Origin of the sequence: Achromobacter sp., assembly GCF_032113835.1 — a bacterium.
Classification (GTDB): domain Bacteria; phylum Pseudomonadota; class Gammaproteobacteria; order Burkholderiales; family Burkholderiaceae_B; genus Achromobacter.
Map to the genome: position 1 here is coordinate 26,412 of NZ_DAMCTG010000053.1, position 10,307 is coordinate 36,718.

Annotated in this window: 12 protein-coding genes; 4 read left to right on the forward strand and 8 right to left on the reverse strand. The window is 66.2% G+C overall.

Going from position 1 to position 10,307, the window contains the following annotated elements:
* Window positions 1-75 precede the first annotated feature (75 nt).
* On the forward strand, window positions 76-714 hold the full coding sequence (plsY, locus tag RT697_RS17880; protein WP_313700688.1) for a glycerol-3-phosphate 1-O-acyltransferase PlsY: 639 nt from the start codon (window positions 76-78) through the stop codon (window positions 712-714).
* 65 nt (window positions 715-779) lie between these two features.
* On the opposite strand, the gene tsaD is transcribed toward plsY, so the two are convergent.
* A complete protein-coding gene (gene tsaD / locus RT697_RS17885; protein WP_218343689.1) occupies window positions 780-1,811 on the reverse strand; it encodes a tRNA (adenosine(37)-N6)-threonylcarbamoyltransferase complex transferase subunit TsaD in 1,032 nt (343 codons plus the stop codon).
* A 110-nt stretch (window positions 1,812-1,921) separates the two neighbouring features.
* Here tsaD and RT697_RS17890 point away from each other — a divergent pair, with 110 nt between their 5' ends.
* Complete coding sequence (locus RT697_RS17890) at window positions 1,922-3,214, forward strand: NCS2 family permease (protein WP_313700691.1); 1,293 nt, start codon at window positions 1,922-1,924, stop codon at window positions 3,212-3,214.
* 113 nt (window positions 3,215-3,327) lie between these two features.
* Here the strand turns inward: RT697_RS17890 and RT697_RS17895 are convergent, their stop codons facing one another.
* The gene (locus RT697_RS17895; RefSeq protein WP_313700693.1) at window positions 3,328-3,681 is read right to left on the reverse strand and encodes a VOC family protein; all 354 of its coding nucleotides are present in this window, start codon (window positions 3,679-3,681) and stop codon (window positions 3,328-3,330) included.
* A 233-nt stretch (window positions 3,682-3,914) separates the two neighbouring features.
* Between RT697_RS17895 and RT697_RS17900 the strand changes: the two genes are divergently transcribed.
* Window positions 3,915-4,937, forward strand: coding sequence for an LLM class flavin-dependent oxidoreductase (locus RT697_RS17900; RefSeq protein WP_313700695.1), 1,023 nt, complete (start codon window positions 3,915-3,917; stop codon window positions 4,935-4,937).
* A gap of 167 nt (window positions 4,938-5,104) precedes the next feature.
* Entirely contained in the window at window positions 5,105-5,479 is a 375-nt protein-coding gene (locus RT697_RS17905; protein WP_006388150.1) for a thioredoxin family protein, read from the forward strand.
* A gap of 97 nt (window positions 5,480-5,576) precedes the next feature.
* Here RT697_RS17905 and RT697_RS17910 read toward each other — a convergent pair whose 3' ends face one another.
* From RT697_RS17910 to RT697_RS17935, 6 genes are all read right to left on the reverse strand, one after another.
* Window positions 5,577-6,164 (reverse strand): YigZ family protein, encoded by a 588-nt coding sequence (locus RT697_RS17910; RefSeq protein ID WP_313700697.1) that lies wholly within the window; start codon window positions 6,162-6,164, stop codon window positions 5,577-5,579.
* Window positions 6,165-6,198: 34 nt separating this feature from the next.
* Window positions 6,199-7,005: a transporter substrate-binding domain-containing protein gene (locus RT697_RS17915; protein WP_313700699.1), complete on the reverse strand. Its 807-nt coding sequence runs from the start codon at window positions 7,003-7,005 to the stop codon at window positions 6,199-6,201.
* A 10-nt stretch (window positions 7,006-7,015) separates the two neighbouring features.
* A complete protein-coding gene (locus RT697_RS17920; protein WP_105238749.1) occupies window positions 7,016-7,789 on the reverse strand; it encodes an ABC transporter permease in 774 nt (257 codons plus the stop codon).
* The gene (locus tag RT697_RS17925) at window positions 7,786-8,784 is read right to left on the reverse strand and encodes an ABC transporter substrate-binding protein (RefSeq protein ID WP_313700702.1); all 999 of its coding nucleotides are present in this window, start codon (window positions 8,782-8,784) and stop codon (window positions 7,786-7,788) included. The genes RT697_RS17920 and RT697_RS17925 overlap by 4 nt, the downstream gene beginning before the upstream one ends.
* Window positions 8,785-8,854: 70 nt before the next feature.
* Window positions 8,855-9,625 (reverse strand): ABC transporter ATP-binding protein, encoded by a 771-nt coding sequence (locus tag RT697_RS17930; RefSeq protein ID WP_313700704.1) that lies wholly within the window; start codon window positions 9,623-9,625, stop codon window positions 8,855-8,857.
* Between the two features lie 106 nt (window positions 9,626-9,731).
* Window positions 9,732-10,307: MFS transporter (locus RT697_RS17935; protein ID WP_313700706.1), on the reverse strand; the 576-nt coding region annotated here is incomplete at its 5' end.

A 10,307-nucleotide genomic window follows, 5' to 3' on the forward strand; every position in this document is an offset into this window, starting at 1 on the left:
AAAACGCGGGTGACGTGGCGGATTGTACCCGGGGTAGAATCCGCAGCCACTACTACAACAACGGACTCCCCTTCCATGGCGATAACCGAACCCTCCCTGGCATTTTCCGTCGCGCTCGTCGTGCTGGCCTACCTGATCGGCTCCGTGCCGTTCGCCGTGGTCGTCAGCAAGCTGATGGGTCTGCAGGACCCCCGCAGCTACGGGTCCAAGAACCCCGGCGCGACCAATGTGCTGCGCACCGGCAACAAGACCGCCGCCGCATTGACGCTATTGGGGGACGCCGCCAAGGGATGGTTCGCGATCTGGCTGGCCGAGAAGCTGGCGCCGGGCATCGGCCCCGTCGCTCTGGCCTGCGTGGCGCTGGCCGCCTTCATCGGCCACCTGTACCCCGTGTTCCTGGGATTCAAGGGCGGCAAGGGCGTGGCGACCGCGCTGGGCGTGCTGGTGGCGATCCAGCCCTGGCTGGCCGTCGCCACGGCGGCAACCTGGCTGATCATCGCCATATTCTTCCGTTATTCGTCGCTGGCTTCGCTGGTGGCCGCGTTCTTCGCCCCCGTCTACTACGTGTTCGGATCCGGGCTGGCGTGGCAGGCGCAGCCGGCCCTGGGCGTGGCGTTGGCGATCATCGGCATCCTGCTTTTCTACCGCCATCGGGCCAACATCGCCCGGCTGATCCAAGGCACCGAAAGCCGGATCGGCAGCAAGAAGAAGTAATCCCCACGCGATGCGTGGATCAGATGGGTGGATCAAACGGGCGGCCTCGGCCGCCCGTTTGCATTTCAGGCGATATCGGCCAGATCCCAGCGCGGCTTGACCGTGAAGCTGTGGGCGCTGGCGTCCAGCGTGGCGAGTCCGGCCTTTACCCGCTCGGCCGCCGCGAACGCGATCATGGCGCCGTTGTCGGTGCACAGTTCCAGCGGCGGGAAGTACGCGCGGGCCTTGAGCGGCTTGAGCGCGGCATCGAGCTTGGCGCGCAGGAGCTGGTTGGCCCCCACCCCGCCGGCCACGACCAGGCGGCGCAGCCCGGTCTGTTTCAGCGCGCGGATGGACTTGGCCGCCAGCACCTCGACAATGGCCGCCTGCGTGGCGGCGGCAAGATCCGCGCGGGTCTGTTCGTCCAGGCCGCCATTCTGCTCGGCCGCCTTGACGCGGGTCAGCACGGCGGTTTTCAGGCCGCTGAAGCTGAAGTCCAGGTCGCCGCTGTGCAGCATGGGGCGCGGCAGGTCGAAGCGCGAGGCGTCGCCGCTGCCGGCCAGCCGGGACAACGCGGGTCCGCCCGGATAGCCCAGGCCCATGAGCTTGGCGGATTTGTCGAAGGCCTCGCCTGCGGCGTCGTCCAGCGTTTCGCCCAGCAGCTCGTAGCGGCCCACGCCGTCCACACGCATGAGCTGGGTGTGTCCGCCGGAGACCAGCAAGGCGATGAAGGGGAACTCAGGCCGGGGATCGGCCAGCATCGGCGACAGCAGATGGCCTTCGAGGTGATGGATGCCGATGGCCGGCAGGCCACGCGACCAGGCGAACGACTGCGCGACGCTGGCGCCGACCAGCAAGGCGCCGGCAAGGCCCGGCCCCGCCGTATAGGCCACGGCGCCGATGTCGGACATCTGCAGACCCGCGTCCTGCAGCACCTGGCGGGTCAGCGGCACCACGCGGCGAATGTGGTCGCGCGAGGCAAGTTCCGGCACCACGCCCCCATATTCCTGGTGCATGGCGATCTGGGTGTGCAGCGCGTGCGCGAGCAGGCCGCGTTCCGTACAGACGGCTGCGACGCCGGTTTCGTCGCAGGAGCTTTCAAAGCCGAGAATGATCATGGCGGCAGAGTTTACAACTGATGCGAAAATACGCAGGTTCTTGAATGGGACGGGGTTTACCGCCCCGCCCGCCACAACCTGAAAATCCTGCAAAAACCCTGGGGACTCGAATGCTGGAGAAGCTATTCAAGCTGCGTGAGCACGGCACGACCGCAAGAACGGAAGTCGTGGCCGGCCTGACGACATTCCTGACGATGTCGTACATCATCTTCGTCAATCCTGACATCCTGTCCTCGACGGGCATGGACCGCGACGCGGTCTTTGTTGCCACCTGCCTGGCCGCCGCGCTGGGCTCGCTGGTGATGGCGTTCATCGCCAACTGGCCGATCGGCATGGCGCCGGGCATGGGGCTGAACGCGTTCTTTGCCTTCACCGTGGTCAAGACCATGGGATACACCTGGGAGCAGGCGCTGGGCGCGGTGTTCATCTCGGGCATCATCTTCCTGTTCCTGACGATATCCGGCATCCGGGTCTGGCTGGTCAAAGGCATCCCGCATTCGCTGCGCAGCGCCATTGCGGCGGGCATTGGGCTGTTTCTGGCCATTATCGCGCTATCCAGCGCCGGCATCGTGGTCGCGCATCCGGCCACCAAGGTCACGCTGGGCAACCTGACCACGCACGGCCCGCTCTTCGCCATCCTGGGCTTCTTCGTGATCGCGTCGCTGGACGCGCTGCGCGTGCGCGGCGCCATCCTGATCGGCATCATCGTCGTCACAGTGCTGTCGATGGTGATGGGCTACAACGAATTCAAGGGCATCTTTTCGGCGCCGCCCAGCCTGTCGCCCACGCTTTTCAAGCTGGACATCATGGGCGCGCTGCACTCCGGCTTCGTGCACGTGATTCTCGTGTTCGTGCTGGTCGAGGTGTTCGATGCCACCGGCACGCTGGTGGGCGTGGCCAAGCGCGCCGGCCTCGTGCCGGAAGACCGCCCCAATCGCCTGGGCCGCGCGCTGTTCGCGGACAGCACCGCCATCGTGGCCGGCTCGATGCTGGGCACCAGCAGCACCACCGCCTACGTGGAAAGCGCATCCGGCGTGCAGGCCGGCGGACGCACCGGCATGACCGCACTGATCGTCGGCCTGCTGTTCCTGGCCGCGCTGTTCATCTCGCCGCTGGCGAGCGCCGTGCCGGCCTACGCCACCGCACCCGCCCTGCTGTACGTTGCCGGCCTGATGATGCGCGAGCTCATCGACATCGACTGGAACGACGTCTGCGAAGCCACGCCGGCCGCGCTGACCGCGCTGGTCATGCCGTTCACGTACTCGATCGCCAACGGCATTGCGTTCGGCTTCATCAGCTACGTGGTGCTCAAGACCGCCACGGGCAAGATGCGCGACGTGCACCCGGCCACCTGGCTCGTGGCCGTGCTGTTCGTGATCCGCTACGCGTTCTTTCCGGAATAGGCGGAGTGGTTCGCAAGGTGTCAGACACCCTGGCAGCGCCTTGCCAACTTGGCGGCCACGTCTGGAAGGGTGTCAGACACCGGATGTGGGGGCTGGCCCAGGTGTCTGACACCTCACCGAACAGTCCACACCGCCAGTTCGTAGCCGTCCAGGTCTGTGAAATGGAAGCGGCTGCCGCCCGGAAAAGTGAATTCCTCGCGGCTGATCCGCCCGCCGGCGGCCATGATGCGCTGGCGGATTGCGGCCAGGTCGTCGCCATACAGAATTACCAGCGGCCCGCCCGGACGCACCGCCTCGCCCGTGGTGAAGCCGCCTTTGAGGCGGCCATCGGTGAATTCGGAATACGTGGGGCCGTAATCCGTGAACGTCCACCCGAAGACCTCGCCATAGAAGCGCTTGCTGCGCGCGATGTCCGCGACGTTGAATTCGATGTTGTCGATCTGGTTGTTATTGCCGCTGGCGCCCATGCGCGTCTCCTGTGCCGTGAAAGACAAAACCGCGGCAATTACACGCCGCGAGTCCGGTTGCTATTGTAGGGATCGGAAAAATCAATCAACCCGGCCAAGGGCATGGTTGCTGGCGGGCGCGGTTGAATTCGCCGATACACTCCCCATGTAGATCAGCATATGGAGTACATTTTGCGCCCTTCCCCTTTCATTTCCGCGCTGCAAGCCTGTCTCTTCGCAGCGGAGGCGCACGCATGAGCGCCCTGGCGAATATCCCCTTTTCCGTGCTGGACCTGGCCCCGATTGTGCAGGACCGCGATGCCGCGGACGCGTTCCGCAATACGGTCGCGCTGGCGCAGCACGTCGAGCAACTGGGCTACAACCGCTTCTGGCTGGCCGAGCACCACAACATCAATGGCATCGCCAGCAGCGCCACGGCCGTGCTGATCGGCCACGTGGCCGGCCATACCCGCACGCTGCGCGTCGGCTCGGGCGGCGTCATGCTCCCCAACCACGCGCCGCTGATCATCGCCGAACAGTTCGGCACGCTCGAAACCCTGTACCCCGGCCGCATCGACCTGGGCCTGGGCCGCGCGCCCGGCAGTGACGGCGCCACGCAACAGGCGCTGCGCCGCAGTCCGCGCAGCGGCCTCGAGTTCCCGGCTCTGGTCGAGGAGCTGCGCGGTTTCCTGGCCCCGTCGCGCCCCGGCCAGCCCGTGCGCGCCATCCCCGGCGAAGGCCTGGATGTGCCGATCTGGCTGCTGGGCTCCAGCGACTTCAGCGCGCGCATGGCGGCTGAACTTGGCTTGCCCTTCTCGTTTGCCGGCCACTTCTCGCCGGAAGGCATGGCCGCGATGCGCTTGTACCGTCATTTGTTCAAGCCGTCCGAGACGCTGGCGCGCCCTTACTCGATGATCGGCGTGCCCGTCATTGCCGCCGAAACCGACGAGGCCGCGCGCTTCCAGTCGACCACGCAGCAACTGAAATTCCTGTCGCTCGTGCGCGGCCATCGCCTGCAGTTGCAGCCGCCGATTGAAAGCATGGACGGCGTGTGGAACGAATGGGAGCGCGAGGCGGTCAATCAGAGATTGGGCGCTTCGATCGTGGGCGGCCCGGACACCGTCAAACGCGAACTCGAGGCCCTGGTCGCGGAAACGCAGGCCGATGAGGTCATGATCGTGTCCGACTTCTATGACATCGCAGACCGCCTGCGTTCTTTCGAGATCGTCGCCTCGCTCAAAAACGGCTCGGGCGTCTCCACGAAATCGGCGGCCTGAGGGCCGCAATCTGCGCCGTTGACGGCGCCAACCATTGCGACGCGGCCTGGACCGGCTCTACTATTGGCTTTCAGGGCCTGGCAATACGCGTCGCCGAATCAGCTCCGGGGCAAGGCCCCCGGTGTCTCCGCCACCGCTTTTCGCCGCCCACGCGGCAAGGATTTCTCATGAGTATTGTTGAACTCACCAAAGACAGCTTCCAGGAAGCCATCACGCCCGACGGGACCCTCATCGTCGACTTCTGGGCGCCCTGGTGCGGCCCGTGCCGCGGTTTCGCGCCGGTGTTTGAACAGGCCGCCACCGAGCATCCGGACGTCACGTTCGCCAAGGTGAATACCGACGTCGAGCAGGAGCTGGCCGGCGCGCTGGGCATCCGCTCGATCCCGACGCTGATGGTCTTCCGCGAAAAGGTCCTGCTGTTCTCGCAACCCGGCGCCCTGTCCGGCGGCCAGTTGAATGAACTGCTCGCCAAGATCAAGGAAGTGGACATGGAAAAGGTCCACCAGGAAATCGCCGCGGCGCAAGACAGCCAGGACGCGTAAAACACCAAGGGGCCCGGATCGGGCCCCTTCCCTTTGCACCGGGACAATTGCTTCCCGGACGCTGCGGCTTATGCAGGCCGGTGCCGGCGCTGGCTGGCTACGAAACGACTTCCCACGCGGACCTGCCGCGCGTGATGTTCGCCACTGTGACTTCCAATTCAGGCAGCACCGCGCGCGGCGCCGTGAACGTGAGCGTGACGCCGTCCGCGTTGTAGTCTTCCTGCTGAATGGCCGCGCCTGCCTGCGCCAGCCGTGATTTCAGCAGCGCCATCTCGCCGAAGCCGCAGGCGCAGCGCACCGTCGCCAGGTCGACGATTTCCGTGCGCTCGCCCAAGCGCAGGCAATTGGCCGCGCAGCCGCCGTAAGCGCGCACCAGTCCGCCCGCACCGAGCTTGATTCCCCCGTACCAGCGCACGACCAGCACCGCCACGCGGTCCATGTCCTGGCCTTCGATGGCCTGCAGGATCGGCCTGCCCGCGGTGCCGCCGGGTTCGCCGTCGTCGTTGAAACGGTATTCCTGTCCGATACGGTAGGCCCAGCAGTTGTGCGTGGCCTCGGGGTCACTGTGCTCGGCAAAGAAGCGCATGGCATCGTCGACCGTGGCGACCGGCGCGGCATACGCGGCAAAGCGGCTTTTCTTGATGTCTTCCTGGAAGGTGCAGGGAGCGGTCAGCGTGTGCGTCATGCCCGGCATTGTAAGTGCGCGGGTCGGCGGCGCGTCAGCCGTGGCAGTCGGGGACTTCCTGATCCAGATAGACGTCGAAGGCGACGTCGCGCGCCCATTTCGTGGTCATGGCCTTCCAGGCGCCGGCGCGGTCCCAGGCCCGCATCTCTTGCCCGAGCCAGGCGCGCGAGGTCTCGTCCTGCGCGGGCAGCAGCCACACGCGCTCCTGGCGTGCGCCATCCGGTGTCAGCGTCGAAGAGAACTTCTTCCATTCCGGAAAGCGCATCAACGGCTCCCAGACGGCGTCGTCGACCAGACCGATGTCGCACTCCCCTTCGCGCACGGCGACGAGCGCGTCCGATGGCACACGGTAGGTCTTGACGGTTGAGCCCCAGCTTTGCGCCAGGGCCTGCGCCTGCGTGGCGGCTTCGGCCATGCACACGCTGCGGCCCTGCACGTCGGCGGGTTTGCGCATGCGCGTGTCGGTGCGGATCACAGCCTTGGGCCGTGCGGCGTAGCCGGTGGCTTGCACCGCGACGGTCTGCGGTTGCCCGTCGGCGCGGTCCGCAAGCACCAGATCCACTTCGCCCGCTTTCAGCGCCCGGGCAGCGTCAGCGGCCGGCAACTGGACCAGCCGCACGGGCAGCTTCAGGCTGGCGCCCAGCTTTTCGGTGATGGCGGCGTCCAGGCCTTCAGGCGTGCGAATCTTCGCCCCCGCCACCGGCGGCGGCGCCAGATATGGCACGCCCACCACCAGTTCACCGCGCGCCTTTGCTGCCGGAAAGGTCTCCGGCTGCGCCTGCGCGAAGCCCGCGAGCAGCAGGCCCGCGGCAAGGACGAATGGACGCATGCGGGACATCATGATGAAAACGTCAGACGTATTGGTAGCGCAGCAGACGATGCTTGAGGTTTTCAAGCACGAACTGGTCGATCAACGCGGCCAGCACGGCGATCACGAGGATGTTGGTCATGACGCCGGTCATGTCCGCGATTTCGCCCGAGTACGCCAGCGACCGGCCCAGCCCCTTGCCGAAGCCGATCAGCATTTCGGCCGAGATCAGCGCCCGCCAGGCGTTGCCGAACGCCAACTGCGCGCCGGTGATGAGTTCGGGCATGACGGCCGGCAGGTATACCCGCTTGATCAGCCCCCAGCGCGTCGCGCCCATGACGCGCGCCGCCGACACGTGCACACGCTGCACGGATTCGGTGGCGTTCATCACGCTGAGCGCGGCCGGAAAGAACGCTGACAGCGCCACGACCACGATGATGGGCGTGTTGCCAAAGCCCATCACGATGAGAAACAGCGGCACCCACGCGATGGACGGGATCGACTGCAGGATAACGATGGCGCTGCGCAGGACTTCACGGAAGAAGAACAGCACGGCGGCCACGAGGCCGAAGCCCACGCCGGCGGCCAGCGCCAGCCCGTAACCCGCGCCCAGCCGTCCCAGCGTGCCCATGAGGCTCTGGTGGAACGACTGTTTGCCCAGGTCTTCGAACAGCCGCTCGACGACCGCGGGCACGCCCGGCATCAGGAAGTCGGGCAGCGCGAACGCCGCCATTTGCCACAGCGCCAGGATGAACAGGACGCCCAAAACGCCCGCAAGATGCTTGCGGGCGCCGGTCACTCGGGTAGAGGCGCTCAAAGCTTGCGAGCCTCTTGCCAGGACAGGTCGACGATGCTGGACACGTCATACGGCTTGCCGTCGCGCGTCTTGAGCGAACCCTGGGCCTGCAGGATGTCAGCGATTTCCTGCATCCGGGCCGTGTCCTTTTCGGTCAGCTTGGGCGTGAACACCTGCGTGCTGATCGCTTCAGTGATGACGGTTTCGCGCGGCAGTTCGCCACGGGTCAGCGTCTTGAGCGTGGGCTCGGCGATGAAGTACGACGCGATCAGCTTGGAAGCCTGCGCGGGCTCCTTCTGCAGCAGCGTGATGGCCTGGTTCTGCGCGTCCAGCGCCTTCCAGACGTCGTCCTTGCGCTTGGCCAGCGTTTCGCCCGAGGTGATGACCACCATGCACGGGAACGGCCAGGCCTGGCCCACTTCGTAGATCTGCTTGACCGGCGCGACCAGTTGCGCGATGCGGTCGTAGGGTTCGAACAGGAAGGCAGCGTCAACGCGCTTGCCCACCAGCGACTGCACGGCCACGGCCGGGCTCACGCCCATGACGTTGACGTCGTCGGCGGAAAGATTGCCCTGCTTGAGCACGACGCCCTTCAGGACCACGTCGGCGGTGCTGCCTTCGGCCTGCGAGGCCAGCGTCTTGCCCTTCAGGCCGGCGATGTCCTTGATGCCGGAATCGTCACGCACGATCAGCGAGTGATAGCCCTGCTGCGCGCCGCCCACCACCTTCAGGTCCGCGCCCTTGGAGGCCCACGCGACCGCGTTGGTGAAACCGAGCACGCCGATGTCGAGCTGGCCGCCGACGATCGCCTTGATGAGGTCGGTGCCCGACTTGAATTCGATCAGTTCGGAATCCAGGCCGGCCTTCTTGTAGTAGCCGCCCTCTTGCGCGACGATCGCCTGCGCGTCGTCCATCACGCGCAGGTAGCCTACGCGGAACTTCTCGGCAGCCATTGCGGGGGCAGCCGCCAGCAGCGCCGCGGCCAGCGGCAGGGACAACCATTGCTTCAGTTTCATCAGAGGAGCTCCAGGAAATTCGATAAACGGCCGCGCCGGGGCGCGGCCGTGGGGTATTTGGGAAGAAGGATCAGGCGGCCAGCGCGATGTCAGCGTGCGCCTCCGAACCGCCGACGCCGATGCCCAAGAGGCGCAGGATTTCGCGCTTCTCGGCAGCAAGGTCGGACAGGTCGTGCGTCTTGACGCGGTGGGCCAGATTGAATTCGCGCAGCACGCGCGCCGGACGCGGACTGAAGACGACGATGCGGTCAGCCAGGAACAGGGCCTCGTCCACGTCGTGGGTCACCAGCAGCACCGTGGGCTTTTCCTGCGCGATGAGCTGGCGCAGCACGTCCTGCAGGCTCAGGCGGGTCAGCGCGTCGAGGGCGCCGAAGGGTTCGTCCATCAGCATGGTCTTGGGCTGCGCGATGAACGCGCGAGCGAGCGCGGCGCGCTGGCGCATGCCGCCGGACACCTGATGGGGATAGTAGTGTTCAAAGCCTTCCAGGCTGACGCGCGCCAGCCAGTCGCGTGCGGCTTCGCGGGCCCGCTTCTTGGGCGTGTTCTGGAATTCCAGCGCCAGCGCGACGTTGTCTTCCAGCGTCAGCCACGGGTACAGCGCGTGTTCCTGGAACACCAGCGTGCGGCTGGGATGCGGACCCGTGACCTTGTTGCCGTCGGCCAGCACGCTGCCCTGCGTGGGCATTTCAAGCCCGGCGGCCAGATGCAGCAAGGTGGACTTGCCGCACCCCGAGGGGCCGACCAGCGCGACCAGCTCGCCGGTCTTGAATTCACTGGTGAAGCCATCGACGACGGGAAGGTCGCCGAAGTGCTTGTGGACGTGGTCGAAGGTCAGTTTCATGGAACGAATCGTCAGCGCGCGTGAAAACGAGCCTCAAATCTAACAATTCGTTATATGAATCCAAACGATCAATATTGAATGTCTTTACTTCTTTTCGTAATAACGCTCAGACCGCCGCCGGCCGCCGGCTCGCCGCCCGCTGCAAGCCGAAGGCAATGACGAAGCCCAGCGTGACGGACAGGGATGCCGCCAGGAAGATCGCGGGGTAGCCGAAGCCGCTCGAGATGTAGCCCGCGATCGGACCGGTCACGCCCAACGCCAGGTCCAGAAAGGCCGAATAGGCGCCCAGCGCGGCGCCGCGGCTGCCGGCCGGCACGCGCGCCACGGCCTCGACGCCGATGGCCGGGAACACCAGCGCGAAGCCGCAGCCGGTCAGCGCGGCGCCCAGCAGCGCCATGCCCGGGTTGGGCGCCAGCCACAACAGCAACAGGCCGGCCGCCTCCACCACGAACGACACCTGCGCCACCCGGAACCCGCCAAAGCGGGTGATGGTGCCGGCGAACAGCAGGCGCACGCCGATGAAGGCGCCGCCGAAAGCGCTGAGCGCGCTTGCGGCGCCGTCCCACGAGACGCTGGCGTAATACAGCGCGACGAAGGCGGCCAACGTGCCGAAGCCGACCGACCCCATGCCCAGCGCCACGCCGTGCGGGAACACGCGTAGCACCACGCTCTTGAAGGCCAT